At 66.9% G+C, this 25,984-nt stretch carries 27 protein-coding genes, 1 tRNA gene and 1 riboswitch; of the genes, 15 read left to right on the top strand and 13 right to left on the bottom strand.

Annotation, left to right across the window (positions count from 1 at the left end):
* Nucleotides 1–175: 175 nt before the first annotated feature.
* The 4 genes from IU452_RS11525 to IU452_RS11510 form a co-directional block, all read right to left on the bottom strand.
* Entirely contained in the window at nt 176–1,321 is a 1,146-nt protein-coding gene (locus IU452_RS11525) for a glutamate--cysteine ligase (protein WP_195108923.1), read from the bottom strand.
* 14 nt (nt 1,322–1,335) lie between these two features.
* Nucleotides 1,336–2,034, bottom strand: a complete 699-nt coding sequence (gene sodC, locus IU452_RS11520) for a superoxide dismutase[Cu-Zn] (protein WP_195108922.1) — start codon at nt 2,032–2,034, stop codon at nt 1,336–1,338.
* Nucleotides 2,035–2,139: 105 nt separating this feature from the next.
* A complete protein-coding gene (locus tag IU452_RS11515) occupies nt 2,140–2,697 on the bottom strand; it encodes a LytR C-terminal domain-containing protein (RefSeq protein WP_195108921.1) in 558 nt (185 codons plus the stop codon).
* Nucleotides 2,698–2,736: 39 nt separating this feature from the next.
* The gene (locus tag IU452_RS11510) at nt 2,737–3,081 is read right to left on the bottom strand and encodes a DUF3263 domain-containing protein (RefSeq protein WP_195108920.1); all 345 of its coding nucleotides are present in this window, start codon (nt 3,079–3,081) and stop codon (nt 2,737–2,739) included.
* 145 nt (nt 3,082–3,226) lie between these two features.
* Here IU452_RS11510 and IU452_RS11505 point away from each other — a divergent pair, with 145 nt between their 5' ends.
* From IU452_RS11505 to IU452_RS11495, 3 genes are read left to right on the top strand one after another with little or no spacing between them, the layout of a single operon-like run.
* Nucleotides 3,227–3,817: a peptide deformylase gene (locus tag IU452_RS11505; RefSeq protein WP_195108919.1), complete on the top strand. Its 591-nt coding sequence runs from the start codon at nt 3,227–3,229 to the stop codon at nt 3,815–3,817.
* Complete coding sequence (locus tag IU452_RS11500; protein ID WP_195108918.1) at nt 3,807–4,760, top strand: GNAT family N-acetyltransferase; 954 nt, start codon at nt 3,807–3,809, stop codon at nt 4,758–4,760. The genes IU452_RS11505 and IU452_RS11500 overlap by 11 nt, the downstream gene beginning before the upstream one ends.
* 33 nt (nt 4,761–4,793) lie before the next feature.
* Entirely contained in the window at nt 4,794–5,609 is an 816-nt protein-coding gene (locus IU452_RS11495; protein ID WP_195108917.1) for an exodeoxyribonuclease III, read from the top strand.
* Between the two features lie 56 nt (nt 5,610–5,665).
* Here the strand turns inward: IU452_RS11495 and IU452_RS11490 are convergent, their stop codons facing one another.
* Nucleotides 5,666–6,304, bottom strand: coding sequence for a hypothetical protein (locus IU452_RS11490; RefSeq protein WP_195108916.1), 639 nt, complete (start codon nt 6,302–6,304; stop codon nt 5,666–5,668).
* A 53-nt stretch (nt 6,305–6,357) separates the two neighbouring features.
* The gene (locus IU452_RS11485; protein ID WP_195108915.1) at nt 6,358–8,184 is read right to left on the bottom strand and encodes an acyl-CoA dehydrogenase; all 1,827 of its coding nucleotides are present in this window, start codon (nt 8,182–8,184) and stop codon (nt 6,358–6,360) included.
* Between the two features lie 295 nt (nt 8,185–8,479).
* Between IU452_RS11485 and IU452_RS11480 the strand changes: the two genes are divergently transcribed.
* From IU452_RS11480 to fahA, 3 genes are all read left to right on the top strand, one after another.
* Nucleotides 8,480–9,106 carry a TetR/AcrR family transcriptional regulator gene (locus IU452_RS11480; protein ID WP_195108914.1) on the top strand — a complete coding sequence of 209 codons (627 nt, stop codon included), beginning with the start codon at nt 8,480–8,482 and terminating at the stop codon, nt 9,104–9,106.
* 255 nt (nt 9,107–9,361) lie between these two features.
* Nucleotides 9,362–10,570, top strand: coding sequence for a homogentisate 1,2-dioxygenase (locus tag IU452_RS11475; RefSeq protein ID WP_195108913.1), 1,209 nt, complete (start codon nt 9,362–9,364; stop codon nt 10,568–10,570).
* Nucleotides 10,567–11,844, top strand: coding sequence for a fumarylacetoacetase (fahA, locus tag IU452_RS11470; protein ID WP_195108912.1), 1,278 nt, complete (start codon nt 10,567–10,569; stop codon nt 11,842–11,844). The genes IU452_RS11475 and fahA overlap by 4 nt, the downstream gene beginning before the upstream one ends.
* Here fahA and IU452_RS11465 read toward each other — a convergent pair.
* Nucleotides 11,799–12,482, bottom strand: a complete 684-nt coding sequence (locus IU452_RS11465; RefSeq protein ID WP_195108911.1) for a TetR/AcrR family transcriptional regulator — start codon at nt 12,480–12,482, stop codon at nt 11,799–11,801. The two genes, fahA and IU452_RS11465, sit on opposite strands and share 46 nt — an antisense overlap.
* 96 nt (nt 12,483–12,578) lie before the next feature.
* Here IU452_RS11465 and IU452_RS11460 point away from each other — a divergent pair, with 96 nt between their 5' ends.
* Together IU452_RS11460 and thiC are read left to right on the top strand one after the other, a co-directional pair.
* Nucleotides 12,579–13,970, top strand: a complete 1,392-nt coding sequence (locus IU452_RS11460) for a lipase family protein (RefSeq protein ID WP_195108910.1) — start codon at nt 12,579–12,581, stop codon at nt 13,968–13,970.
* 30 nt (nt 13,971–14,000) lie between these two features.
* A riboswitch (TPP riboswitch) is annotated at nt 14,001–14,127 on the top strand.
* Nucleotides 14,123–15,775: a phosphomethylpyrimidine synthase ThiC gene (thiC, locus tag IU452_RS11455; protein ID WP_195108909.1), complete on the top strand. Its 1,653-nt coding sequence runs from the start codon at nt 14,123–14,125 to the stop codon at nt 15,773–15,775. (Overlaps the previous riboswitch by 5 nt.)
* Before the next feature lie 74 nt (nt 15,776–15,849).
* On the opposite strand, the gene IU452_RS11450 is transcribed toward thiC, so the two are convergent.
* Nucleotides 15,850–16,257, bottom strand: a complete 408-nt coding sequence (locus IU452_RS11450; protein ID WP_195108908.1) for a VOC family protein — start codon at nt 16,255–16,257, stop codon at nt 15,850–15,852.
* A gap of 56 nt (nt 16,258–16,313) precedes the next feature.
* Nucleotides 16,314–16,958: a TetR/AcrR family transcriptional regulator gene (locus IU452_RS11445; protein ID WP_195108907.1), complete on the bottom strand. Its 645-nt coding sequence runs from the start codon at nt 16,956–16,958 to the stop codon at nt 16,314–16,316.
* A gap of 87 nt (nt 16,959–17,045) precedes the next feature.
* Here IU452_RS11445 and IU452_RS11440 point away from each other — a divergent pair, with 87 nt between their 5' ends.
* The 7 genes from IU452_RS11440 (at nt 17,046) to IU452_RS11415 (ending at nt 23,216) form a co-directional block, all read left to right on the top strand.
* Entirely contained in the window at nt 17,046–17,852 is an 807-nt protein-coding gene (locus IU452_RS11440; RefSeq protein WP_228817137.1) for an epoxide hydrolase family protein, read from the top strand.
* Nucleotides 17,846–18,130 carry a hypothetical protein gene (locus IU452_RS38105; protein ID WP_228817135.1) on the top strand — a complete coding sequence of 95 codons (285 nt, stop codon included), beginning with the start codon at nt 17,846–17,848 and terminating at the stop codon, nt 18,128–18,130. Before IU452_RS11440 ends, IU452_RS38105 begins: the two co-directional genes overlap by 7 nt.
* 103 nt (nt 18,131–18,233) lie before the next feature.
* Nucleotides 18,234–19,079, top strand: a complete 846-nt coding sequence (gene thiD, locus IU452_RS11435) for a bifunctional hydroxymethylpyrimidine kinase/phosphomethylpyrimidine kinase (RefSeq protein WP_195108906.1) — start codon at nt 18,234–18,236, stop codon at nt 19,077–19,079.
* 34 nt (nt 19,080–19,113) lie between these two features.
* Nucleotides 19,114–19,617, top strand: a complete 504-nt coding sequence (locus IU452_RS11430; RefSeq protein ID WP_195108905.1) for a nitroreductase/quinone reductase family protein — start codon at nt 19,114–19,116, stop codon at nt 19,615–19,617.
* 188 nt (nt 19,618–19,805) lie between these two features.
* Nucleotides 19,806–21,053: a bifunctional glycosyltransferase family 2/GtrA family protein gene (locus IU452_RS11425; RefSeq protein ID WP_195108904.1), complete on the top strand. Its 1,248-nt coding sequence runs from the start codon at nt 19,806–19,808 to the stop codon at nt 21,051–21,053.
* Nucleotides 21,050–22,948, top strand: a complete 1,899-nt coding sequence (locus tag IU452_RS11420) for an ArnT family glycosyltransferase (protein WP_195108903.1) — start codon at nt 21,050–21,052, stop codon at nt 22,946–22,948. Before IU452_RS11425 ends, IU452_RS11420 begins: the two co-directional genes overlap by 4 nt.
* Before the next feature lie 115 nt (nt 22,949–23,063).
* On the top strand, nt 23,064–23,216 hold the full coding sequence (locus IU452_RS11415) for a hypothetical protein (protein WP_195108902.1): 153 nt from the start codon (nt 23,064–23,066) through the stop codon (nt 23,214–23,216).
* Nucleotides 23,217–23,246: 30 nt separating this feature from the next.
* Here IU452_RS11415 and IU452_RS11410 read toward each other — a convergent pair.
* The 4 genes from IU452_RS11410 to IU452_RS11395 form a co-directional block, all read right to left on the bottom strand.
* Nucleotides 23,247–23,319 (bottom strand) — tRNA-Glu (locus IU452_RS11410).
* Nucleotides 23,320–23,397: 78 nt separating this feature from the next.
* Complete coding sequence (locus tag IU452_RS11405; protein WP_195108901.1) at nt 23,398–24,018, bottom strand: TetR/AcrR family transcriptional regulator; 621 nt, start codon at nt 24,016–24,018, stop codon at nt 23,398–23,400.
* A 6-nt stretch (nt 24,019–24,024) separates the two neighbouring features.
* Nucleotides 24,025–24,807: an enoyl-CoA hydratase family protein gene (locus IU452_RS11400; protein ID WP_195108900.1), complete on the bottom strand. Its 783-nt coding sequence runs from the start codon at nt 24,805–24,807 to the stop codon at nt 24,025–24,027.
* 16 nt (nt 24,808–24,823) lie between these two features.
* Nucleotides 24,824–25,984: an acyl-CoA dehydrogenase family protein gene (locus tag IU452_RS11395; protein WP_195108899.1), complete on the bottom strand. Its 1,161-nt coding sequence runs from the start codon at nt 25,982–25,984 to the stop codon at nt 24,824–24,826.

Here is a 25,984-nt window from a genome sequence, read left to right as displayed (position 1 = left end):
CAGCCGACAACAGGCATGCGGTGCCAGCCGACCACAGGGATGCGGTGACAGCGACAACAAGCTGCGGTGACAGCCACGACGGGGATTCCGGATAGCAGCCGACAAGATAGGGGTAGTAGGCCCTGGGCGCCGCATCTCATTCCCTGTATTCAGGCCGCCAGGCCTGAATACAGGGTCAGCTCTCGAGTTCCTTCACCAAAGCGTCCACCACGGCGACCAGATCTCCCTGGGAGGCGGCCGCCACCCGGCGTTGGCGTTGGTAGGAGGCGCCGCGTTTGGGGATGTCGGAGACCAGGGAGAGTTCGTTTTCGCAGCCGAGTCGTTTGGCGGTGGGCTCGAGGCGGGTGAGCAGGTCGGTCAGGTCCTCGGTCACCAGGCGCTCATTGCTGTCGGCGTCGGTGATGATGATCGCGTCCAGGCCGTAACGTGCTGCGCGCCACTTGTTTTCCTGCACATGCCAGGGCGGGATGGTCGGCATCGTCTCCCCGGCCTCGACGCGGCGATCCAGGTCCACGATCAGGCAGTGGATGAGCGCGACCAGCGCCGAAAGCTCCGGCCAGGACGGGATTCCGTCGCACACCCGCACCTCGATCGTGCCCCATTTCGGTGCCGGCCGGATATCCCAGTGCATGCCACCGAGCTGCTCGAACACCCCGGTCTTGGTCTGGTCGTGCACGAACGACTCGAACTGCGCCCAGTTTTCGAACTGGAACGGCAACCCCGCCGTGGGCAACTGCTGGAACATCAGCGACCGATTACTGGCGTATCCGGTATCGATTCCGGCCCACATGGGCGAGGACGCCGACAGCGCCAGCAGATGCGGATACGACAGCAGCAGCGTATTGAGGATCGGAAAGACCTTCTCCGGATGCGAGATTCCGACGTGCACGTGCACGCCCCAGATCAGCATCTGCCGCCCCCACCACTGGGTGCGCTCGATCAGTTCGTCGTAATGCGCTGTGCGGGTGAGCTGTTGCGTCGACCACTGCGCGAACGGATGCGTGCCCGCACAGAACAGATCCACCCCGAGCGGATCGGCCGCCCGCCGCACGGCGGCCATCGTCCCGTGCAGATCGTCGACCACCTCGCCGACGGTGTTGTGCACGCCGGTGACGATCTCGACGGTGTTGCGCAGCAGTTCCTTGGTGACCTGCGGCGTGCCGTCATAGGCCCGCAGATCACCGACCGAATCGAAGACCGCGGCCGCGGTATTGGAGAGATTGCGCGTCTGCTTGTCGACGAGCGCTATCTCCCATTCCACACCCAGCGTCGGGCGGGGCGAGCTGTTCCAAGAAACCTTACGAATGCCTGCCCCGCCCATGGCATACCTGCGCCTTACCCGACCACGCCGCAGGCGACCCGGCCGCCCGCGTCGCCGGTCGCCAAGGTGTCGGCGTCCGGTCCGGCGGTGCCGTTGGCCTGCGTGTATCGGCTCGGAATATTGCCGAAGTTGTCCGCACCGGCGTGGATCATCAGGGCCTTACCCTTCAGATCGTCCAGGGTCACGGTGTCCGTTGTGGTGACAAGGTGGGCCGTGCCGTCCTGACGCACCTGCAGGGAGGTCAGGTCACCGCTGGCCGGATGCGAATTCTGGTCGCCGACCTGCAGATGTCCGCCCGCCGACAGGAAATCGCCCGCCGGGCCGCCGGTGGGGGCGGTGGAATTCGCCTCGCACTTGCCGAACTGATGGAAGTGCAGACCGTGGAAGCCGGGCTTGAGGCCGTGCGCGTCGACGGTGATCTGCAGGTGGTTGCCGGACTTGGCGATGGTCGCGGTGCCCACCTCGGCGCCGGAGGGATTCTTCAGCTGAACCGAGACCGAATCTCCCGGGGGAGCGGCGTGCTCGGCCGAGCCGTGCTCACCGGTCGCGGCGGTACCGCCCGGCGCCGCCGAGCCTGTCCACACCGGGGGCGTGGTCCCCTTGACGTCACTCGACTCCTGGCTGTTGGTGCAGGCCGCGAGACCGAAGACCGCGACCGCCAGCACCGGGGTCACAGTCCGCCAGGACGGGCGACGAATTGTGGACGGGGCCATCGGGGAACTCCTTTACGAGTACCGAGTTTACGAGTAAAGCTGCACGGACAGATTCGTTACCGGACAAGATGATGCCAGAGCCGTTATGCAGATCTGTGGTGGGGCTCAGTTACCTGTGACGATGACGATGACACCGGGCGGTGCGTCCACGATTCCGGGGAATCGAGGCTCCGCGGTGACACCTAGTGTATTCGCGATCGCCTGGGCCGCCGCCTGTTCCTTCGGCGAATTCCCGTAGTAGACGGTCGTTTTCGGAACAACGCTGTCGGAATAGTTGCCGGTTTCCGCGACATTCCAGCCGCCGGTGGACAGTTGGTTCCCCGTCCGGGCGGCCAGTCCCGAGATCGTACTGTTGTTGAGCACCCGCACCGGGACCGATTTGTCCAGTACCGCAGCGGTTGTCGTGGGCGGTGCCGTGGTCGTGGTGGTGGGCGGCGGGGTGGTGGTCGCCGTCCTCGTGGTGGTGATCGCAGCGGCCGAGGTCGTGGGCATGGCCGCGGTGGTCTTCACCGTCTGCCCCTGGGTGGACGTGTCCGAATTATCAGCGTCCGACTTCGACAGCGACATCGCGCCGAGACCGGCGAACACGATGGCCAGCGCGATCAGCACCATCGCGAGCGCTCGTAGCGGCGGCCCACCGGAGGACGGATTCGGGTTGCTCACCTGACCGAGCCTATCCACACACCCCGACGAATGCCCGCATCACACTTGGAAGCCCAGCCGCCGCGCCGCCCGCGCCTTCTGACGGCTGGCCCGTAGCCGCCGCAGCCGCTTGACCAGCATCGGGTCGGCGGCCAGGGCCTCGGGCTTGTCGACGATGGCGTTGAGCACCTGGTAGTAGCGGGTGGCGGACATACCGAACAGTTCGCGAATGGCCTCTTCCTTGGCACCGGCGTACTTCCACCACTTGCGCTCGAAGTCGAGAATATCGAGTTCGCGCCGGGTGAGTCCGGCCTGTTCGCCACCGGGGACCGCGACCGCGGCGTCCTCACCCGCGGAAGAGCTGTCCTCGCTTGCGGATAGGTTCCGGGCCGCTGCGCTGTCCATATCGCTCCCTCGCCGAGGTGCTTATACGTCGTCGCTCATTCAACCACGGATGGCGACGTTCCCAGATGCGTCCTACGGCGTGTCGGGACGTCCCGCCCAACGGCGCGTCAGGGCCTGGACCGGGGCCCGCGTAAAGTGTGCGACCATGGCGATTCTCCCCATCCGCATCGTCGGCGACCCCGTCCTGCACAATCCGACCGAACAGGTCACCCAGTCGCCGGAGGAGCTCGCCGAGCTGATCGCGGACATGTTCGAGACCCTCGATGCCGCCAAGGGCGTGGGCCTGGCGGCCAATCAGGTGGGCGTGCCGCTGCGGCTGTTCGTCTACGACTGCCCCGATGTCGACGCCGACGGCACCGTCAACCGCCGCCGGGGAGTGGTGATCAACCCCGTCCTGGAGACGTCGGAGATCCCGGAGACCATGCCGGACCCCGACGACGACGAGGAGGGCTGCCTATCGGTGCCCGGCGAGCAGTTCCCCACCGGTCGCGCCGAGTGGGCGCGGGTCACCGGCACCGACGAGCACGGCAATCCGATCGAGATCGAGGGCAAGGACTTCTTCGCCCGGATGCTGCAGCACGAGGTGGGCCACCTCGACGGCTTCCTCTATGTGGACGTCCTGATCGGCCGCAATGCGCGCGCGGCGAAGAAGGTGATCAAGCGCAACGGCTGGGGCACCCCCGGTCTGAGCTGGGTGCCGGGTACGGTTCCGGATCCTTTCGGACATGACGACTGAGCTGCCGCCCGGTCGGCGGGTGGTGGTGCGCTATCGCCTGCCCGCCGGATATCCCCAGCAGTTCACGGATGTGATCGGTGAGCTGGTGTCGCTGGATCCCCTGACCGTACGCACCGCCGACGGCCAGACCGTCTCGGTGGCCGCCGATGCCGTCGTCGCCATGAAACCCTTGGGCCCCAGGCCGATTCGTACCAGCGAGATCCGCGCACTGGAGGCCGCCGCCTGTGACGGCTGGCCGGGTGTGCAGCGCGCGTGGGTGGACGGGTGGCTGCTGTCGGCCGGGAACGGCTATACCAAACGCGCCAATTCCGCAGTGCCGGTGGGCAGTTCGGGAGAACCGGCCCGCGTGCACGTCGAGACGCTGCACCGCATCAGCGAGTGGTACACCGAGCAGGGGCTACCGCTGCAGTTACGTCTCCCCGACCGGCTGGCCCCGGCGCCGCCCGACTGGCGGACCTGGGGCGAAACCGTGGTCGTCGGCATCGATATCGACAACTTCGTTCTCCCCCAGGGCCCTTCGATGGTGCGGGTGGATCCCGAGCCGAATGCGGGCTGGCTGGAATTGCACCGGTTCCGCGGCGAGGATGCGGTCGATCTGCCACCGGAGGTGCCGGACACCACGGTGCTGACCGCGGTCCGGGAGGGCGAATTGGGCTTCGCCGCATTGGGTTTGCCGAACCCGCTGGCCATCGGCCGCGGGGCGGTGACCACCGCGCCGGACGGTCGGCGGTGGATCGGCCTGTCCTGTATCGCCGTCGCGGCCCCTCACCGCCGCCGCGGCCTGGCGACGCTGGTGTGCGCGGAGCTGATCAGGTGGGGTCACAAACACGGGGCCACCCACGCCTACGCGCAGGTCGACGTGGACAACTCGGGGGCCTTGGCGATGTATCGCGAGATGGGTTTCGTCGAACACCACCACTACCGCTATGCCTCCCCGGCGTAAGAACATGGAATGTCGTAGAGCGGAGGTGTCCCGGTGCGGCTGGCTACCTGGAATGTGAACTCGATCCGGTCCAGGGTGGACCGGGTGGTCTCGTGGCTGGACCGTGCCGATATCGATGTGCTGGCCCTGCAGGAGACCAAGTGCCGCGATGACCAGTTCCCCTCGGAGCGTTTCGAGGAGGCCGGGTACGAGGTCGCGCACGTCGGGTTCAGCCAGTGGAACGGGGTGGCGATCGCCTCCCGGATCGGCCTGGACGATGTCGAGGTCTCCTTCCCCGGCCAGCCCGGATTCGACAGGGATGCCGAGATCTCGCTGCTGGCAGCGCCGGTCGTGGAGGCCCGGGCAATCGGGGCGACCTGCGGCGGCGTGCGGGTGTGGAGCCTCTATATTCCCAACGGCCGCACCCTGCACGATCCGCATTACGCCTACAAGCTGGAATGGCTTGCCGCCCTGCGCGACTCGGGCTCGGCATGGCTGGCCGAGAATCCGCAGGCACAGATCGCGCTGTGCGGTGACTGGAATATCGCACCCACCGACGACGACGTGTGGTCGGTGGAGTTCTTCACCGGCAAGACCCATGTCTCACAGCCGGAGCGAGATGCGTTCAATGCCATCGTGACCGCCGGTTTCGCCGACGTCATGCGCCCGTTCGCGCCCGGACCGGGCGTCTACACCTACTGGGACTACACCCAGCTGCGCTTCCCCCGTAAAGAGGGAATGCGCATCGACTTCATCCTCGCCTCCCCCGCCCTCGCCGCTCGCGTGAAGGACTCCTCGGTGGACCGAGAGGAACGAAAGGGCAAGGGCGCCAGCGACCATGCCCCCGTGCTCGCCGAATTCTCCGACTAAACCCTCCCCATACCCGCCCCGCACGCGAACCGCTCCCCATACCCGCCCCGCACGCTTTACGCGGGGCGGGTCTTGATGGCGTCTCGGGAGATGAATACGTCGTAGGTGCCGGGTACGGCGATCACCGCATTGCCGTAGGCGGAGCGGACGAACGGCTTGGTGTACCAGCTCTCATTGCGCATGTCCTCGAAGAAGTCCTGATCGCTGCCGCTGAGAAAGATCTGGTTCTGCTTGGGGGAGACACCGTCGAGCCGCTGGCCGAACAGCCGGGTCACCTTGTACCCGGAGTGGAAGCCGAGCGCATTCACCCACGGCTCGAGCTCCACGATATTGGCCTGCAGCACCCACATATCGCCCTCGACCCGATAGGTCTCCCGCTTGTCCGGATGGTCCTCGTCGCCGAACAGGGTCAGCTCGACATCGAGCGAATGGGGGCTGTCGGCCACGGGTTTCGCGATCACATGGGCGGCCTTCACCTCCCCGGTCAACCCCAGATAGGTCTGCAGCAGGGTGATGATCCACAGGATCACCACCGCCACCAGCAGAGCCGACAGCGCACTGGTGGCACGCCCCACGACCGTCCGCCAGCCCGCGCGACGCCCCTTCAGCACCGCGGCGACGATCAGCGCGATCGCGATCGCGAACAGCACGATCATCAGCGCCTGCAGCCAGCCGAAATCCACCGGGAAGACCATGCGCTAGTTGTACCCCTACGCCGCCGATCTTCCCGCCATTCCGGCGCAGAAAATCAGAACGCAGCCTCGTCCAAATGCATGATGTCGTTGTCGAGGTTCTCCAGCACCGAGCGCACGGAGGTCAGCAGCGGCAGCTGGTTCTTCGCGAACCACGACGCCACCCCGATCTTGCCGGTGTAGAACAGCCGGTCCTTCTCCGACGGCTGGCCCTCGAGCGCGGCGAGCGCGACCTTGGCCTGCTCCAGCAACCGCCAGCCGATGATCAGGTCGCCCGCGGCGTGCAGGAACCGCACCGAGCCCTGGCCGACCTTGTAGATCTCTTCCGGGTTCTGCTGCGAGGCCACCAGGTAGTTGGTCAGCGCGGCGGCCATCGCCTGCACATCGGCCAGCGCCGTGCCCAGCAGCGCCCGCTCGGTCTTGAGCTGCCCTTCGTCGGCGTCGACGAACTTCTGGATCAGCTGGGCGACATGTCCGAGCGCCACGCCCTTGTCGCGAATGATCTTGCGGAAGAAGAAGTCCTGCGCCTGGATGGCCGTGGTGCCCTCGTACAGCGAGTCGATCTTCACATCGCGGATGTACTGCTCGATCGGGTAGTCCTGCAGATATCCGGAACCACCGAGGGTCTGCAGGGTCTCGGTGAGGACCTCGTAGGCCCGCTCGGAGCCCACACCCTTGACGATCGGCAGCAGCAGATCGTTCACCCGCGCGGCCAATTCCGCATCGGCGCCGAAGTTCGCCTGCGCCACATCGGGGCTCTGGTAGGCCGAACAGTACAGATAGAGCGACCGCAGCCCCTCGGAGTAGGCCTTCTGCAGCGCGAGGCTGCGGCGAATGTCCGGGTGATGGGTGATGGTGACGCGCGGCGCGGTCTTATCGGTCATCTGCGTCAGATCCGCGCCCTGCACACGAGACTTGGCGTACTCCAACGCATTCAGATAACCGGTCGACAGCGTGCCCGCCGACAGCACGCCGACCATCATGCGGGCGTGCTCGATCACCTTGAACATCTGGGCGATTCCGTTGTGCACATCGCCGACCAGGTAGCCGACGGCCGGCTTGTCGCCGCCGTAGGTCAACTCACAGGTGGGCGAGGACTTGATGCCCATCTTGTGCTCGAGGTTGGTGACCAGGACGCCGTTGCGCTCGCCGAGTTCCATTGTCTCCCGGTCGAACAGGTACTTCGGCACCACGAACAGCGACAGTCCCTTGGTGCCCGGTCCCGCGCCCTCGGGTCGCGCCAGCGTCAGATGGAAGATGTTGTCGGCGGTCTCACCGACATCACCGCCGGAGATGAACCGCTTGACGCCCTCGATGTGCCAGGTGCCGTCGGGCTGCTGGGTGGCCTTGGTGCGGCCCATGCCCACGTCCGACCCGGCGTCCGGCTCGGTGAGCACCATCGTTCCGCCCCAACGGTTTTCCCAGGCGTGTTGGGCCCAGCGCTTCTGCTCCTCGGTGCCCTCCATGAAGAGCACGTGGTGCATGAGCGGGCCCATATTGAAGAAGGCGGCCGAATTGTTCGCCGCCACAATCATTTCCTGCGTCGCCCAGTTGAGCGGGGCGGGCGAGTCGACGCCGCCCATCGCCTCGGGCATGCCGAGCGCGGACCAGCCCGCCTCGTTCACCGCGGCCACCGTCTTGCGCAGTAGTTCCGGGACGACGACGCAGTGGTTGGCGGTGTCGAACTGGATCGGGTTGCGATCGGCGTCGGCGAACGAGGCGGCAACCGGCCCCTCCGCGAGACGCAGGACCTCGCTCAGCATGCCGCGGGCGGTCTCCGTATCCAGATCGCCGTACGCGCCGCCGTCCAGCAGCGCCCCGATTCCCAGCACCTCGAACAAGTTGAACTCGATGTCACGAAGGTTCGCCTTGTAGTGCGACACGGACCGGCCTCCTCGGCTGTATTCATTCACGGCCAGCGTGCGGGTGCCCCGGTGGCGACGCGGACCGCTCCGGGCTGACGCACACGCTGAGTTGATGTTGTATTTGGAGGTTGCCGTACGGCTGTTCGGTTACGCAACCGTAGGCTGTAAAACGCCAGGAGAACTCTTCGTACCTCGTACAAATTAGGCACGCAGGACGAATACCTGCTAGTTCTCCCGTGACCGAATCACACCTCAGTAATTTGCCGGGAATTAGCGCCCAGCGCGGTCGAGGGGCCGCTGATATGTTGGTCGCATGGGTTCGGAATCTGCCGTGCGGCCACGACAGCGCGCCCCGCATCTCGGCCCCGAACGCCGCCGCCCACAGGTCCTCGATACGGCCCTGCGGATCGCCGTCGAGGACGGGATCGCCGCGGTCACCATCGCCGCCGTCGCCGAACGCATGAACGTCACCCGCCCGGTCGTCTACGCCTGCTATGCCGACCGCGTGGAACTCATCGACGCGTTGATCCGGCGCGAGGAGCGCTATCTGCTCGACGGCATCATCGATACGCTGCCGCGTCGCCGCGTGGAGGCCGACGAGGAGGTGTTCGTCGAGGGTTTCCGGGCGCTGCTGGAAACCGTCGCCGCCCGCCCCGACACCTGGAAGCTGTTGTACGGCAATCCCGATCCGGCCGTGGTGAACTCTTTCGGCCGCGGCCGCCGCTTCGCCATCGAACGCTGCACCCGCCGCCTGCGCCCCACTCTCGAGGCCTGGGGAACCGTCGACGCCGAACGCAAACTCCCTGTGCTGGTGGAACAGTGGGTGTCCGCGGGCGAGGGCGCCGTGCGCACGCTGCTGTCGGGCGAGGGCGATTGGACCCCGGAGAGCCTGGGCGCCTTCGTCGGCGCGGCTGTCTATCGAGCCCTGCGTAGCGCGTGAGGTGCCCTGTCGCCCGGCCTGGCGGCCGGCCGACAGGGATGAGAACCGGCTCGCGGGCGACAGGGATGAGAATCAGCCAGCGGGCGACAGGGATCCGAATCAGCCAGTGGTCGACAGGGTGCATCTCATGATCCGGGCAGGATTGAATCAGGTCTGAGTCAGATTGTTGGCGAAACAGCCTCCACGCGAGCAATCAGCCTAGATAGGATGCAAAAAAGCGAACCATCCGACCAGCAACCTGGCGGGAGACCGGGCATGGCGTTCTATCGGCAACTGGGGTCGGTGCCTCCGAAGCGGCACACCCAACATCGCGACGAGCAGGGGCAGCTCTATTACGAGGAGCTGATGGGAGAGGAGGGCTTCTCCGGCGACTCCTCGCTGCTGTATCACCGCGCACTACCACCGGCGATCGTGGACTCCACCCCCTGGGAGCCGCCGAATCAGCGGACGGTGCCGAATCATCCACTGCGCCACCGACATCTGCGACTACACGACCTGTTCCCGGGTGATGCCGCCGCCGATACCGACGTGGTGACGGGCCGCCGGCTCATTCTCGGCAACGACGATGTGCGCATCTCCTATGTCGCCGCGCAGCGGGAATCCCCGCTGTATCGCAATGCGATCGGCGACGAGCTGGCGTACATCGAGTCCGGCTCGGGCACCGTCGATACGGTGTTCGGCGCGCTGCCGGTCCGCCAGGGCGATCAGGTGCTGCTGCCGCGTGCGACCACCCACCGCTGGCGTCCCGCGGGCGGGGAACCACTGCGCGCGTACGTGATCGAGGCGACCGGCCACATCGCCCCGCCCAAGCGTTACCTGTCGAAATACGGACAGTTCCTGGAGCATTCGCCCTACTGCGAACGCGACCTGCACGGTCCGACCGAACTGCTGACCGAGGCCGGGACGGAGGTGGAGGTCCTGGTCAAACATCGCCCGGGCGGCGAGATCGTGGGCACCCGCCTCGTTTATGCCACACATCCGTTCGATGTGGTCGGCTGGGACGGCTACCTGTATCCGTACGCGTTCAACATCGAGAACTTCGAGCCGATCACCGGGCGCGTCCACCAGCCACCGCCGGTGCACCAGGCATTCGAGGGCACCAACTTCGTGATCTGCAACTTCGTTCCCCGCAAGGTGGATTACCACCCGCTGTCGATTCCGGTGCCCTATTACCACTCCAACGTCGACTCCGACGAGATCATGTTCTACTGCGGCGGAAATTACGAGGCGCGCAAGGGATCCGGCATCGGACAGGGTTCGGTGTCGGTGCATCCGGGCGGATATGCGCACGGCCCGCAGCCGGGCGCCTACGAGCGCAGCATCGGCGTGGAATTCTTCGACGAGTTGGCGGTCATGGTCGACACCTTCCGGCCACTGGGCCTCGGCGAGGGCGCGCTGGCCTGCGAGGATCCGAACTACGCATGGACCTGGACGGGCCGCGGCCCCGCTACGGAGCAGGAATGAGCGAACAGACAGCAGGCATGAGCGAAAAGACGGTGCGCCTCGAGGTTCCGGCCGACTCCCCGTTCGGCCCCGACAATCTGCCCTACGGCGTCTTCGCCCCCGCAGCCGGTGGTAGTGACTTCCGGGTCGGCGTCCGGATCGGCGACCATGTGCTGGATCTGGCTGCGGTACTGGAGGATTCGACCTTCGCACGGCCAAGCCTGAACGCCTTCCTGGCACAGGGACCGACCCGCTGGCGGGAGGTGCGCGAACGCGTGCAGGAGCTGATCGCCGCCGAGCTGCCCGCCGCGGCGGTCCATCCGGTCTCGTCGGTCCGGTTGACGCTGCCCGTCGCCATCGGCGATTACGTCGACTTCTACGCCAGCATCGACCACGCCACCAATCTGGGCCGGCTCTTCCGCCCGGACAGCGAACCGCTGCTGCCGAATTGGCGACATCTCCCGGTCGGCTATCACGGCCGCGCCGGAACCGTGATCGCCTCGGGCACGGAGATCACCCGGCCGTGCGGCCAGCGCCGGACACCGTCGGGCCGACCGGATTTCGGGCCGTCGCAGCGACTGGACATCGAGGCCGAACTCGGCTTCGTCGTCGGCTCGGGATCGGCACTGGGACAGCCGATTCCGGTCGACGCGTTCGCCGACCACGTCTTCGGGGTGGCGCTGGTCAACGACTGGTCCGCCCGCGACATCCAGGCGTGGGAGTACCAGCCGCTCGGCCCGTTCCTCGGCAAATCCTTCGCCACCTCGATATCGGCCTGGATCACCCCGCTGGCCGCGCTGCAGTCCGCGCGCGTCCCGCTGCCCGGCCAGGATCCCGAACCGCTGCCGTATCTGCACGAACGCGAAAACTGGGGCCTGGACCTGGAATTGGCGGTGCACTGGAACGGCGAGCTCGTCGCCACCCCGCCGTACCGGCGCATGTACTGGTCCCCGGCGCAGATGCTGGCGCATCTGACGGTCAACGGCGCCTCGACCCGCCCCGGCGACCTCTACGCCTCCGGCACCATCTCCGGCCCGGAACGCGATCAGCGCGGCTCGTTCATCGAATTGTCCTGGGGCGGTAGCGAACCCCTCGACATCGGTGGCGCCAAGCGCACCTTCCTGGAGGACGGCGACGAGGTGGTGATCACCGCCACCGCACCGGGTGCCGGTGGCTCGCGCATTGCCCTGGGCGAGGTAAGAGGCCGGATCCTGCACGGTGACGAGGGACCGCGTCGGCAGGACCGGCCTCACCCCACCGCCTGCCGACCGGCGTCCACCGCCCGGAAGAAATGAATGAGATCGTCGATCAGCGTCTCGACCGCATCCGGTGACCCGCCGTCGTCGTGATGGTGCAGCCAATCGGCGACCAGTTCGAACATGCCACCGATGGTGGCCAGTGCCAGCGCGAGGCGCCGCCGCTGCACCTCGGGGTCCGCGTCGGGCTCCCCGGCCCACTGCGAGTCCAGGAATGCCGCCGACCAGCGCCGGTTTCTCCGACGCTGCTGCTCCACGGTCGGCGAGATGCCGCCCGCCTCACCGAAGCTGACCTTCGCCAATCGAGGATCGTCGGCGAAGGCGTGCACGAAGGCCTTGATCACCGCCGCCGTGCGCTCCGGCCACGGCCGCTCGGCCACCTCGACCGCCACCTCGATCACCTTTTGCTGAATGTGCTCGGTGATTTGCTGCAACAATGCGATGTAGCACGCCTCCTTGCTCTCGAAGTGGTCGTAGAACCCCTTCGTACCCACATAGGCGTGCTGACAGATCTGCTCGATCGAGGTGCCCGAAAAGCTCTGCCGGGCAAACAGTTCGGTGGCCGAATCCAGAAGCTGCCGACGACGCTGAGCGCTGCGCTCCTCGGCGTCGAGACCGCGGATTCGGCGCCGCGGCGGGACCGGTGAGGGCCGCGCGGCGGAGTTGCTGCGGGTCATATTCCGACCATAGTAGGACGAGTTCCAAAAAGAACTCTTGTTGGCAAGTGGGTGTCGTGCTGTAATTCCTGTCACCTGATGAGGGAAGGACAGGACGTGTCTGTGATCAACGGGGATCGCCGCAGCCGACGGGTACTGGCCGCCGTGCTGACCATGCTGCTCACCATCGCCACCGCAGCCCTGCTCGGAAATGTCACGGCCGCGCCCGCCGCGGCGGAACCGCTTGCGCCACAGGTGGACCCGTTCTATCAGCCACCGGAGGGATTCGAGGCCACCGAACCAGGCACGATTCTGCGGTCGCGGCCGGTCCAGCTGGCGGTGGCGACCATCCTGCCGGTGCGCGTCAAATCCTGGCAGCTGCTGTATCGCACGACCGACCTGAACGACCAGCCCACCGTCGCGGTCACCACCGTCGCGCTGCCGATGGGCGCCAATCCCCGCAATCACCGCCCGCTGCTGTCGAGCCAGTTCTACTACGACAGCACCGCGCCCCAATGCGCTCCCTCGTATGTGCTGCAGCTCGGTACCGGCCTCGCGGGGCTGGAGGGCATCCACTCCAATAGCGAATATCTGGCGCTGGCGGCCGCGATCAGCGAGGGGTACGCGGTCTCGATCCCGGACTTCGAGGGTCTGGACGGACATCTGGCCGTCGCCAAGGAGCCCGGCTACATGGTTCTCGACGGCGTGCGCGCCGCCGAACGGTTCGAGCCGCTGGGCCTGGACGGCGCGAACACCCCGGTCGCGCTGTGGGGTTATTCGGGCGGCGGTATGGGCACCGGTTGGGCAGCGGAAATGCAGCCCACCTACGCCCCCGAACTCAATATCAAGGCCGTGGCCATGGGCGCACCGACCTCGGATGTGCAGTCGCTGCTGCACGTGAACGGCTCGATGTTCTCCAGCCTGGTCGGCATCGGCATGGCCTCGCTGCGCAAGGCCTACCCGAAATTCGGCGAGACCACCGACCGCTACCTGACCCCGGAGGGCCGGGCATTGATGGACACCATCGCCCGCCAGTGCCTGCCGCGCAATGCGCTCACCCAGATGTTCGTCGACTATCAGCGGTACCTGACCATCCCGATCGCCGATTTCCTGGCCTTGCCGGAGATCCGGGAGGTGTTCGACTCCACGGTGCTCGGCCATAACCCGCCCACCGCGCCGACATTCGTCTATCAGGCCGTCTTCGACGAGGCGGTGCCGGTGTGGTCCAACGATCGGATGGTGAAGCAGTGGTGTGATGGCGGCACCTCCGTCGTCTACAAGCGTGATCACCTCAGCGAGCACCTGACCCTGACTACGCTCGGGCTGGCCGATGCGTTCAATTGGATCAAGGGCCGGCTCGCGCCGAATGCGCCCGATCAGGTCGGCTGCCGCACCGAGAACGTGATCTCGATGTACGCCAATCCGGACGCCTTCGTCCAGCAGATCATCATCAACCTGAATGCGCTGGCCGGAGCCCTCGGTTGGCCGATCGGGCCGAACGAGAGGTGACAGTCGGGTAACCTCGGCCGAGGACAACCACACAGTGCCAACGGGGGCTCGCACCAGCGGGCTGAGAGGACGGCTAGCCCTTCCGGGCGGATCAGGGCCGTCGACCGTTCGAACCTGACCGGGTAATGCCGGCGTAGGGAGGATTCATACAGATGTCATCGACGCACGCCTCGACCACTGTCGACACCGTGACCACCGGGCCCATCGCGGGCAGCGTCAAGCACTACGAGCAGATCGATGCCGAGGGCACCACGCTGCGCATTCCGGTGCGCCGGATCAACCTGACCAATGGCGAGCACTTCGACGTCTACGACACCTCGGGCCCGTACACCGATGCCGCCGCGACCATCGATGTCGAGGCGGGTCTGCCGAAGCTGCGCGACGGCTGGGCCAAACCCGATGTGCCCGGTCCGCGCACCCAATTGGCGTGGGCGCGCCAGGGCATCATCACCACCGAAATGCGGTTCATCGCGGCCCGCGAGGGGGTTTCCCCCGAACTCGTCCGCGACGAGGTCGCCGCCGGTCGCGCGGTGATCCCCGCCAACCACAACCACCCCGAGTCCGAGCCGATGATCATCGGCAAGAAGTTCGCGGTGAAGATCAACGCGAATATCGGCAACTCGGCCGTCACCTCCTCCATCGCCGAAGAGGTGGAGAAGATGGTGTGGGCCACCCGCTGGGGCGCCGACACCATCATGGACCTGTCCACCGGCAAGAACATTCATGAGACCCGCGAATGGATCCTGCGCAATTCGCCGGTGCCGGTCGGAACCGTGCCGATCTATCAGGCCCTCGAGAAGGTCAACGGCGATCCGACCAAACTCACCTGGGAGATCTACCGCGACACGGTGATCGAACAGGCCGAGCAGGGCGTCGACTATATGACCGTCCACGCGGGCGTGCTGCTGCGCTATGTGCCCCTGACCGCCAAGCGGGTCACCGGCATCGTCTCGCGCGGCGGATCCATCATGGCCGCATGGTGTCTGGCGCATCATCAGGAATCGTTCCTGTACACCCACTTCGAAGAACTCTGCGAGATCCTCGCGAAATACGACATCACCTTCTCCCTCGGTGACGGCCTGCGCCCGGGTTCGATCGCCGACGCCAACGACGAGGCCCAGTTCGCCGAGCTGCGCACCCTCGGGGAGCTGACGAAGATCGCGAAATCCCATGGCGTGCAGGTGATGATCGAGGGCCCCGGCCACGTGCCGATGCACAAGATAGTGGAGAACGTGCGGCTGGAAGAGGAGCTGTGCGAGGAGGCGCCGTTCTACACCCTCGGCCCGCTCGCCACCGATATCGCCCCCGCCTACGACCACATCACCTCGGCGATCGGTGCGGCGATCATCGCCCAGGCGGGTACGGCCATGCTGTGCTACGTCACGCCGAAGGAGCATCTGGGCCTGCCCAACCGCGACGACGTGAAGACCGGCGTGATCACCTACAAGATCGCCGCGCACTCCGCCGATCTGGCCAAGGGCCATCCGCGCGCCCAGGAGCGCGACGACGCACTGTCCAAGGCGCGCTTCGAATTCCGCTGGCACGACCAGTTCGCGCTGTCGCTCGACCCGGACACGGCCCGCGAATTCCACGACGAGACCCTGCCCGCGGAACCCGCCAAGACCGCCCACTTCTGCTCCATGTGCGGCCCGAAGTTCTGCTCCATGCGCATCTCGGCCGACGTCCGTGAATACGCGGCCAAGCAGGGCCTCACCGATGTGGAGGCCATCGAAGCAGGCATGGCGGAGAAGTCCGCAGAGTTCGCCGAGGCGGGCGGGAAGGTCTACCTGCCGGTCGTGTCGTAACACTCCCCACCCCCGTCGTCCCGGCGGAGGTCGGGGTCCCGCCTGGCCCCGGCTTCCGCTGGGTCGACGGGGGTTCAGGCGCGGCTGGAAATCTGTTGAACCGCCCAGCTGTTGCCGTCCGGATCGTCGAAGAAGCAGAAGCCGACATTGTCGAGCGGGTCCGGGACCGGGCGCGGGTTCTCGCCGATCACCTGGACCTCGCTGACGGTCACGCCGCGTTCGGCGAGTTCCGCACGGGCGCGGCGGATATCGGGCACGACCAATTGCAGCCCCTTCAACGACCCGGGCTCCATCTTCGGCACCGCCCCTTTGCCGATGACGATCGAGCACCCCGAGCCCGGCGGGGTGAGCTGAACGATGCGGATGTCCTCGCCGATCTCCGTGTCGTGGTCGACGGCGAAGCCGAGTTGCCTGCTGTAGAAGTCCTTGGCGCGGTCGACGTCCGAGACCGGAACGATCACCACTTCCAGAGTCCAGTTCACCGGGGGATCCTCTCAGAGCGTAGGTACTGTCTTTGGACGACGTACTCGCGTGAAATTCATCGCCGCTGCCAGCGGTGGGCGAATTCGTTCGGCCCCGGTGGTGGACCCGGCAGCCCACCCTCCACCGTCAGACCGTCGATCAGCAGGGCCAACATACGGCGGCGCAGCTGAGCGGTGCGGGCCGAGTCCGGCAGCGAGATCGCGGCGCACGACTCCAGGATCAGCCCGAGGTCGTGGGCGGTGACATCGGCGCGCAGTCGCCCGGACCGGTGCGCCCGACGCATGATCTCCTCGTTCAGTTCCCCGGCCCGCTGCAGGTCGGGGACAATCTCGGCATCGGGAGTGAACGTCCCCGCCAATCGCACGGTCAGCGAGTGCACATCGGCGTCGACCACCCGCTGCAGGAACTCCACCAGCACCTGCCAGTCATCCGGATTCTCCAGCGCCGCTTCGGCTTCGGCGTTGTAGCGGCGCAGGCCGTCGTAGCACAGCGTGCGCAGCAGCACCTCCTTCGAGGCGTAGCGGCGATACAGGGCACTGATCCCCACTCCGGCCCGTTCGGCGACCGCGGCGATCGGGGCGCTCGGATCGGCGAGGAATACCTCCCGGGCAGCGTCCAGGATGATCCCATCGTTGCGGGCGGCCTGCGCCTTGCGGCCCGGCAGACCCTTGCGAGCTGGTGTTTCGGCTGTTTTCGGCATGACTTCAGAGTAGCACTTGAAACGGAATGATCCGTTCTGTTACAGTTCAATCAGAACGAAACATTCCGTTCCAACAAGGAGAGACCAATGAACGCCATCCGCCCCTTCCGCATCGAGATCCCCCAGGCCGACCTCGACGATCTGCAGGAGCGGCTGGCCCGCACCCGGTGGGCCGACCAGATCCCCGGCTCGGGCGACACGTACGGCGTGAGCGTCGACCGGGTGCGTCACCTGGTGAACTACTGGCGCGACGGATTCGACTGGCGCGAGGTCGAGCAGCGGCTGAACGCCTACCCGCAGTTCATCACCGAGATCGACGGCCAGGACATCCACTTCCTGCACGTGACCTCGGAGCGGGACAACAGCTTTCCGCTGATCCTGACCCACGGCTGGCCGGGCACCTTCGTCGAATTCCTCGGCGTGATCGAACCCCTCACCGCGGCCGGATTCGACCTGGTGATCCCGTCGGTGCCCGGATACGCGTTCTCCGGCCCGACCACCGAGGCCGGCTGGAACGATCAGCGCATCGCCCGCGCCTGGGCGGAGCTGATGCAGCGGCTCGGGTACACCCGCTACGGCGCGGTCGGCAACGACGGTGGCGCACAGATCTCCCCCGAACTCGGCCGGGTGGCGCCGGAAAACGTGGTGGGCGTGCAGATTTCGCAGGTGTACTCGTTCCCCACGGGCGATCCGGCGGAGCTGACGAACCTGACCGAGGACGAGCAGCAGTCGCTGGCGACCCTGGACTGGTTCGTCAAGAACAAGATGGGCTTCAACATCCTGCAGTCGCAGCAGCCGCAGACGCTGGCCCACGCGATCATGGATCCCCCGCGGGCCTGGTCGGCTGGAACTCCCAGCTGCTCGGCCCGGATCTGGACGACGAATTCGTGCTGACCAATATCGCGATCCACTGGTTCAGCGGCAGCGCCGGCTCGGCCATCCGGCACTACTTCGAGAAGGCCAAGGCCGAACAGCCCACCGAACCGACCACGGTGCCGCTGTCGCTGGTCGGCTCCAGCGGCGACTTCCACGGCATCCGCCGGTTCGCCGACCGCGACCACGGCAATATCGTCGAATGGAAGACCCACGACGTGTACACCCACTACCTGCACCACGTCGCCCCCGAGCTGATGGCCACCGAGATCACCGAATTCTTCGCCAAGGTGCGCTGATCGCCGCACGGACCGCCGCCCTTCCCGCCGGAGACCCCGCGGGGAGGGCGGCTCGCGTGCATCCCGCACCCCGGCCGCCCAGCCGCGTCGTAGGGTCTGTCTCGTGAAGCTTTTGCCGTTGACCCCCGAAGGCCGGACGCCCGTCCGCGTCCTCACCATCGCCGGGACGGATTCCGGCGGTGGTGCGGGCATCCAGGCCGATTCCCGCACGATGGCGCTGCTGGGCGTGCACGCATGTGTGGCCGTCGCCGCGGTGACGGTGCAGAACACCCTCGGCGTCAGCGGATTTCACGAGATTCCGCCGCAGACCGTGGCCGATCAGGTGCGGGTCGTGGTGGGCGATATCGGCGTCGGCGCGGCCAAGACCGGCATGTTGGCGTCGACGGCCATCATCGAGGCGGTCGCGCAGGTCTGCCGGGAGGTCGGCATCGGGCGGGACGGCGAGATCCCCTTCGTCGTGGACCCGGTCGCGGCCTCGATGCACGGCGATCCGCTGTTGCACGCCTCCGCGCTGGATGCCCTGCGGCACACGCTGATTCCGCTGGCGACCGTGGTGACCCCGAACCTGGACGAGGTCCGGCTGCTCACCGGCATCGAGGTCACCGACGACCGCAGCGCCCGCCGGGCCGCCGAGGCGCTGCACAAACTCGGCCCGCGCTGGGCGATCGTCAAGGGCGGGCATCTGCGCTCGTCCGACTTCAGCACCGATCTGCTCTACGACGGCGACCGCTTCCACGAGCTGTCGGCCCCGCGCATCGCCACCGGCAACGATCACGGCGGGGGCGATACCCTGGCCGCCGCGACGGCCTGCGCCCTCGCCCACGGTTACGACGTCCCCGATGCCGTCGCCTTCGCCAAGGAATGGACCACCCGCTGCCTGAAGGCCTCCTACGATCTCGGCGCGGGCCACGGCCCCGTCTCACCGCTGTGGCGACTCGGACAAAACTGACGAACTTGTCGGTGCCCGCGGGCATACTGCCCTCATGAGCGAATCGGGTGCGGCACAGGATGATCGCCGCGACATCACCTCCTACGACGATCCGGATGCCCCCTGGAACCAGCAGTTCTCCGAGGCGGAGATGGCCAACTGGAACGGCGGCGTGGTGGCCGAGTTCCGCGCCAACGGCGGCAAGGTCGGCGGCGCCTACGAGGGCGGCACACTGCTGCTGCTCACCACCACCGGCGCCAAGAGCGGCAAGCCGCGCACGGTCCCCCTGGGCGCCCTGTATCGCGGCGACACCTTGTACGTCAGCTCGTTCATCGAGGACCGCTATCCGGCGTGGTGGTACAACATCAAGGCGAATCCGGACATCACGGTCGAACTCGGGGACAAGACCTACCGCGGGCGCGGCCGCGTCCTCGAGGGTGCGGAGTACCGCGAGTTCGCCGAGTGGATCAAGGTGAACAATCCGTTGCTGGCCGATTTCCAATCGCGGATCACGATGCCGATTCCACTGGTGGTGCTGGAGCTCGGCGACCCGGCGTAGCCCGTTGAAGCTCGAACATCGGCGTTGAGTCGGTAACAGAACCGGCTTTTCGAATGGCCGAGCCCGCGTCGCGCTGTTAACCTCGGCGCACCCACAGCTACTTCCGACCGGAAGGTTTTCCCGGCCCTCCCAGGAATCTCCCAGCGTGGGCGCAGCGGTACCCAAGGCTGATCACCGAGGTTAGAGCCATGTCCGAGACAGTGACGGCCGTTCAGGCGACACCCACCACCGACGCGGTGCGCACTCCGATTCTGGATGTGGTTATCCCGGTCTACAACGAGGAGCGCGATCTGGCGGGGTGCGTGCGGCGCCTGCATGCGTTCCTCGGCGAAGGGTTTCCGTTCTCGGCCCGCATCACCATTGCCGACAACGCCTCCACCGACAGCACGCTGCAGGTGGCGCGCGGCATGGCCGACGAACTGGCGGGCGTGCGCGTGGTGCACCTGGACCGCAAGGGGCGCGGCCGCGCCCTGCGCACCGTCTGGGAGGCCTCCGACGCCGAGGTCGTGGCCTATATGGACGTGGATCTGTCGACGGATCTGAACGCGCTGCTGCCGCTGGTCGCCCCGCTGGTCTCGGGTCATTCGGATCTGGCCATCGGCACCCGCCTGTCCAAATCGTCGCGGGTGGTGCGCGGACCCAAACGGGAGTTCATCTCCCGCAGCTACAACTTCATCCTCAGATGCTCGCTGCAGGCTCGGTTCTCCGATGCCCAGTGCGGCTTCAAGGCCATGCGCACCGAGGTCGCCCGCCGCATCCTGCCGCTGGTGCAGGACGGGGAATGGTTCTTCGATACCGAACTGCTGGTGATCGCCGAACGCGCCGGCCTGCGCATCCACGAGGTGCCGGTCGACTGGATCGACGATCCGGACAGCCGCGTCGACATCGTCGACACCGCCCGCAAGGACCTGCTGGGCGTGTGGCGGGTCGGCAAGGGCCTGACGACGGGTGCGCTGCCGGTCAATGAACTGCGCGTGGCCGTCGGCCGGGAACCGCTGGTCGACGGCGTGCCGCTGGGCATGGTGGGCCAACTGGTCCGGTTCGGCATCATCGGCGTGATCTCGACGCTGTCCTACATGCTGCTGTATGTGCTGCTGCAGGGCGTGATCGGCGCGCAGCCGGCCAACTTCGCGGCGCTGCTGATCACCGCCATCGCCAATACGGCGGCCAACCGCGCCTTCACCTTCGGCGTGCGCGGGGCCACCCGCGTGGTCTCGCACCATTTCCAGGGCCTGCTGATCTTCGGTTTCGCCTGGCTGCTCACCAGCGGTTCGCTGTTCGTGCTGCACCGCTGGGCGCCGGATGCCGCTGTGCATCTGGAGCTGTTCGTCCTGGTGGTGGCGAACCTGCTCGCCACCCTGACCCGATTCGTGGGTCTGCGCTGGGTGTTCCGCAATGCGGTCACCGGTTCGGCGGAGCGAGTCGCCGACCGATGACAACAGCATTGTCCGGCCCGTCGACCTCGGTGGACGGGCCCTCGGTTCGCGTGCGCCGCTGGGAGTATTCGGCTCTGGCGGTGCTGCTCTGCGGCACTGCGATCGCGTATCTGTGCAATCTGGACGCCAACGGCTGGGCCAATTCGTTCTATGCCGCGGCGGCACAGGCCGGTTCGGTGTCGTGGAAGGCGTTCTTCTTCGGCTCCTCCGACGCCGGTAATTCGATCACCGTCGACAAGACACCGGCCGCGCTGTGGCCGATGGCGCTGTCGATTCGGGTCTTCGGGCTGAGCAGTTGGAGCCTGCTGTTCCCGCAGGTGCTCATGGGCGTGGGTGCGGTGGCATTGCTGTGGGCCACCGTGCGGCGCAGCTTCGGTGCCGCGGCGGGCCTGCTGGCCGGGCTGGTGCTGGCCGTCACTCCCGTTGCCGCCCTGATGTTCCGGTTCGACAATCCGGACGCGCTGCTGGTGCTGCTCATGGTCGCGGCGGCGTGGGCGCTGACCCGCGCGGTCGAGGACGGCCGCACGCGCTGGCTCGTCCTGTGCGGAGTGTTCATCGGTCTGGGTTTCCTGGCAAAGCAATTGCAGGTGACGCTGGTCGTCCCCGCTTTGGCGCTCACCTATCTGATCGCCGGGCCGCCGCGGCTGCCGGTGCGGATCGCGCAATTGTTCGCGGCGCTGGTCGGGGTGCTGGTCGGCGCGGGCTGGTGGGTGTTGATCGCCGAGGTGTGGCCGACCGGCTCGCGGCCGTATTTCGGTGGCTCGCCGCATAATTCGATCCTGGAGCTGACGCTGGGCTACAACGGGCTGGGGCGGCTCAACGGCGACGAGTTCGGCAGCGTGGGGCCGGGTGGTGAACTGCCGCACGGCGGCGCCGGGTTCTGGGGCAGCGCGGGCATCACTCGCCTGTTCGAACCCGCTCAGGGTGGCCAGATCGCGTGGCTGCTCCCGGCGGCACTGGCGTTGTCGGTCGCGGGAATTATTCTGTGCGGCAAGGCCGCTCGCACCGATCGTCGCCGCGCCGCATTCGTGCTGTGGGGTGGCTGGCTGATCGTGACCGGGCTGGTGTTCAGCCTCATGAAAGGGATCTTCCACCAGTACTACACCGTGGCACTCTCGCCCGCGATCGCAGCGCTCACCGGGGCGGGTGCGGTACTGCTGTGGCGGCATCGGGAACGGCTATGGGTGCGGTGTGCGGCCGTGCTGACACTCGGCCTGACCATCGCCACGGCATGGATGCTGTTGTCGCGCAGCGCCTCGTTCCTGCCATGGCTGCGATGGGTGGTACTGAGCGTCGGCATCGTGGTCGCGGTTCTGCTCCTGATCCCCACGCCGCGGCGAATAGCCGTGGTGACCGCGCTGACTGCCGTGGTCGTCGCGCTTGCGGGGCCGCTCGCCTACACCGTCGACACCATCGCCACCGCGCACGCCGGACCGCTTCCCAGTGCGGGCCCGAGGTTGCCGATGCATGACATGCCGCCGTGGGCCCAGGAGCACGCCCGGGGCGAGCGCGGGCCGGAAGGCGGCCGGGGCGGCAACTTCATGGCGCCCAGCCATCCCGGCGAGCAGCTGTTGGCGCTGCTGGAAGACAATGCCGACGCCTACACCTGGGCGGCGGCGACCGTCAGCTCGATGCCGGCGGCCGGTTATCAGCTCGCCACCGAACTGCCCGTAATGCCGATCGGCGGCTTCAACGGCAGCGACCCGGCGCCGACACTCGGGCAGTTCCAGCGGTATGTATCCCAGGGCAGGATCCACTACTTCATCGCCGGTGACGAGCGCCGACATCGTCGGTCGGATACCTCCGGAGTCCGGATCACCGAGTGGGTGAAGGCGAATTTCACCGCGCGAGAGGTCGACGGCGTCACGGTGTACGACCTGACCCAACAGCGCTGAGCCGCAGATGATCTCGGCCCCGGGTCCACTTCCTGCGAAGTGGGCCCGGGCGGGTGTGCGCGGGCTCTACCCTGGGATATCCGAAAGCATGCTGGGAGCATCAGGAACGCATCCCATGAACACCCCCTATCCACTCAGCGACGAACACCGAGAAGCGTTCTGGCGCCGCGTGGGCTGGTCTCCGGACCTGCCGGAACAGGAACGCCGGGCCATCGAGGACCGGTGGGATGACGAATCCATCGAGATGGCCGAGATTTTCGGCTGGTAGACCCGCCCGGATCGGGCGGGACGAACGACGTAGCCCCGACGGGATTTGAACCCGCGCTACCGCCTTGAGAGGGCGGCGTCCTAGGCCGCTAGACGACGGGGCCAGAACTTGCTGCGTTGGTCAGCAAAGCTCAGTCAGCTTAAACCCGAACCAACCGGGTGACCAAATCCCGTAATCCAGCTCACGAGATTCCGGCACCCTTCAAAGCCTCGTGCAAGGTCGCCGACCACTGTTGCACGATTTCCTTGCGGCGGGCCGAATCGTCGGTCAGCACATCCGCCAGTCCCAGCCCGCGAGCCAGGTCGAGGGTTGCCTGTACGAGATGGTGGGTGACCGGATCGGTGTCGTCGACGCCGAGGGCCTCGACCGCCATGCGGTGGGCGATGCGGCCGAAGCGGGCCTCGAGGGGGACGATGCGCTCGCGCAGCACGGGGTCGGCGGCCGCATGCGTCCACACCTGCAGGGCAGCCTTGAACAGCGGGCTGGTGTAGGACTCCACGAGACCGGAGACGACCGCCTCGGTCCGCGTGACGCCCTGGGCGATATCGGCGAACGCCAGCGCCTCCGACTTGGCCTGCGCCATCCGGGTGTCGAACATGTACTCGAGCGCGGCGGTGATCAGATCCTCCCGGGTCGGGAAGTGGTGCTGCGCCGCGCCGCGCGAGACCCCGGCCCGTTCGGCGACCACGGCCACGGTGGCGGCCGCCCAGCCCATCTCGGCCAGGCAGTCGATGGTCGCCTCGAGCAGCCGCTGCCGAGTGGCTCGGCTGCGGTCCTGCTTCGGTTCGTGCGGGGTCGCCATGATCGGTTATTGTGCCCAGCTCGGTGGGCGACGCTGAAAGAAGGCCGTCATACCCTCGATGACCTCGGCGGTGCCGAAGCAGCCGGCGGAGCGTTTCGCCAGGTCGTCGGCGGATCTCTCGAGTTCGGCGAGAATCCCCGCATTCACCAGCCGCTTACTTTCGGCCAGCCCCTGCGGCGATCCCAGCCGCAGCTCCGCACGCAGCCGCGTCACCTCGGCCGCCGGATCGTCGGCCGCCACGGTGATCAATCCGATCCGCTGCGCCTCGGCCGCATCGAAGCTCTCACCGGTCTGGAAGTACCGCGCGGCCGACCGCGAGGTCATCCGCGGCAGTAGCGTGAGCGAAATAATGAAGGGCGCCAATCCGATTCGCGCCTCGGTGAGCGCGAAACTGCTGCCGGGCCCGGCGACGACGATATCGCAGGCCGCGACGATCCCCATCCCACCGGCCCGGACGTTGCCGTCTATCTGCGCGACAACGGGTTTGGGCAGCTCGAGGATCGTGCGCAGCACCGAGACCATCCATTGGGTGCGGATATCCGCGGCGACCGCCGGATCGGCGTCCAGCGCCTCCTTCAGATCCGCACCCGCGCAGAAGGTGTTGCCGGTGTGGGTGAGCACCACCCCGCGCACCCGAGCGTCCGCGGCCGCCTGCTGCAAACCCGTCAGCAGTTCGGTCACCAGCCGCGACGACAGTGCGTTGCGGTTGTGTGGGGAGTCCAGAGTCAGCACCGCAAAGCCGTCCTGAACGTCGTAGCGCACGAACGGCGCGTCGGGAGTCTCGCCCATGAACCCTCCTTCCGGGTCAGTACGACTTCGGCAGTCCCAGGGAATGCTGCGCGACGAAGTTGAGCACCATTTCCCGGCTGACCGGCGCGATCCGGCCGATGCGCGCGGCGGCGAGCATGCCCGCCAGACCCACATCGCGGGTGAGCCCCGATCCGCCGTGGGTCTGGATGGCCTGATCGAGGGCCTTGATACTGGCCTCGGCCGCCGCGTATTTCGCCATATTCGCGGCCTCGGCGGCGCCGAAATCGTCGCCGGAGTCGTAGAGCACGGCCGCCTTCTGCATCATCAGCTTGGACAGCTCCAACTCGATCTTCACCTGCGCCAGCGGATGGGCGATGCCCTGGTGGGCGCCGATCGGCGCCTTCCACACCTGGCGTTCCCTGGCGTATTCCACGGCCCGGTCGATGGCGTAGCGGCCCATGCCCACGGCCATCGCGGCGCCCATGATGCGCTCCGGGTTGAGCCCCGCAAACAGCTGGGCCAGCGCCGCGTCCTCCTGCCCGACCAGGGCGTCGGCGGGCAGCCGCACATCGTCGAGGAACAGCGTGAACTGGCTGTCCGGCTCGATGATGTCCATCTCCTGCCGCGTCTTCTCGAAACCAGGGGCGTCGGTGGGCACGATGAACAGCGCGGGCTCGAGCTTGCCGGTCTTGGCGTCCTCGGTGCGCGACACGATCAGCACCGCCTCGGCCTGGTCCACGCCGGAGATGAAGATCTTGCGCCCGTTGAGGATCCAGTCACCGCCGTCGCGCCGCGCGGTGGTGGTGATGTGGTGCGAGTTGGATCCGGCGTCGGGCTCGGTGATGCCGAACACCATCTTCGACGAGCCGTCGGCCAGTCTCGGCAGCCAGTGCCGTTTCTGTTCCTCGGTGCCGTATTTGGTGATGATGGTGCCGCAGATGGCCGGTGAGACCACCATCAGCAGCAGCCCCGCACCGTGCGCCGACAGCTCCTCCATCACCAGCGACAGCTCGTAGATGCCGGCGCCACCGCCGCCGTACTCCTCGGGCAGGTTCACCCCCAGGAAGCCGAGTTTGCCCGCCTCGTCCCACAATTCGCTCAGCGGCTCGTTCTTGCGGGCCTTGGGGGCGACGTAGTCGCGGAAGTTGTATTTGGCGGCGAGCTTGGCGACCGCGGCACGCAGTTGCTTCTGTTCGTCGGTCTCGATGAAACTCAT

This window comes from Nocardia transvalensis (assembly GCF_015477765.1).
In the GTDB taxonomy this organism is placed as follows: domain Bacteria; phylum Actinomycetota; class Actinomycetes; order Mycobacteriales; family Mycobacteriaceae; genus Nocardia; species Nocardia transvalensis_A.
This window is presented reverse-complemented; position numbering and strand designations above follow the sequence as displayed.

Bases quoted from the DNA above. Each gene is read 5' to 3' on its own strand.
- IU452_RS11525 (WP_195108923.1), bottom strand. From the start codon at position 1,321: ATGGGCGGGGCAGGCATTCGTAAGGTTTCTTGGAACAGCTCGCCCCGC.
- sodC (WP_195108922.1), bottom strand. From the start codon at position 2,034: ATGGCCCCGTCCACAATTCGTCGCCCGTCCTGGCGGACTGTGACCCCG.
- IU452_RS11510 (WP_195108920.1), bottom strand. From the start codon at position 3,081: ATGGACAGCGCAGCGGCCCGGAACCTATCCGCAAGCGAGGACAGCTCT.
- IU452_RS11505 (WP_195108919.1), top strand. From the start codon at position 3,227: ATGGCGATTCTCCCCATCCGCATCGTCGGCGACCCCGTCCTGCACAAT.
- IU452_RS11500 (WP_195108918.1), top strand. From the start codon at position 3,807: ATGACGACTGAGCTGCCGCCCGGTCGGCGGGTGGTGGTGCGCTATCGC.
- IU452_RS11490 (WP_195108916.1), bottom strand. From the start codon at position 6,304: ATGGTCTTCCCGGTGGATTTCGGCTGGCTGCAGGCGCTGATGATCGTG.
- IU452_RS11480 (WP_195108914.1), top strand. From the start codon at position 8,480: ATGGGTTCGGAATCTGCCGTGCGGCCACGACAGCGCGCCCCGCATCTC.
- IU452_RS11475 (WP_195108913.1), top strand. From the start codon at position 9,362: ATGGCGTTCTATCGGCAACTGGGGTCGGTGCCTCCGAAGCGGCACACC.
- fahA (WP_195108912.1), top strand. From the start codon at position 10,567: ATGAGCGAACAGACAGCAGGCATGAGCGAAAAGACGGTGCGCCTCGAG.
- IU452_RS11465 (WP_195108911.1), bottom strand. From the start codon at position 12,482: ATGACCCGCAGCAACTCCGCCGCGCGGCCCTCACCGGTCCCGCCGCGG.
- thiC (WP_195108909.1), top strand. From the start codon at position 14,123: ATGTCATCGACGCACGCCTCGACCACTGTCGACACCGTGACCACCGGG.
- IU452_RS11445 (WP_195108907.1), bottom strand. From the start codon at position 16,958: ATGCCGAAAACAGCCGAAACACCAGCTCGCAAGGGTCTGCCGGGCCGC.
- IU452_RS11440 (WP_228817137.1), top strand. From the start codon at position 17,046: ATGAACGCCATCCGCCCCTTCCGCATCGAGATCCCCCAGGCCGACCTC.
- IU452_RS11430 (WP_195108905.1), top strand. From the start codon at position 19,114: ATGAGCGAATCGGGTGCGGCACAGGATGATCGCCGCGACATCACCTCC.
- IU452_RS11425 (WP_195108904.1), top strand. From the start codon at position 19,806: ATGTCCGAGACAGTGACGGCCGTTCAGGCGACACCCACCACCGACGCG.
- IU452_RS11420 (WP_195108903.1), top strand. From the start codon at position 21,050: ATGACAACAGCATTGTCCGGCCCGTCGACCTCGGTGGACGGGCCCTCG.
- IU452_RS11415 (WP_195108902.1), top strand. From the start codon at position 23,064: ATGAACACCCCCTATCCACTCAGCGACGAACACCGAGAAGCGTTCTGG.
- IU452_RS11405 (WP_195108901.1), bottom strand. From the start codon at position 24,018: ATGGCGACCCCGCACGAACCGAAGCAGGACCGCAGCCGAGCCACTCGG.
- IU452_RS11400 (WP_195108900.1), bottom strand. From the start codon at position 24,807: ATGGGCGAGACTCCCGACGCGCCGTTCGTGCGCTACGACGTTCAGGAC.
- IU452_RS11395 (WP_195108899.1), bottom strand. From the start codon at position 25,984: ATGAGTTTCATCGAGACCGACGAACAGAAGCAACTGCGTGCCGCGGTC.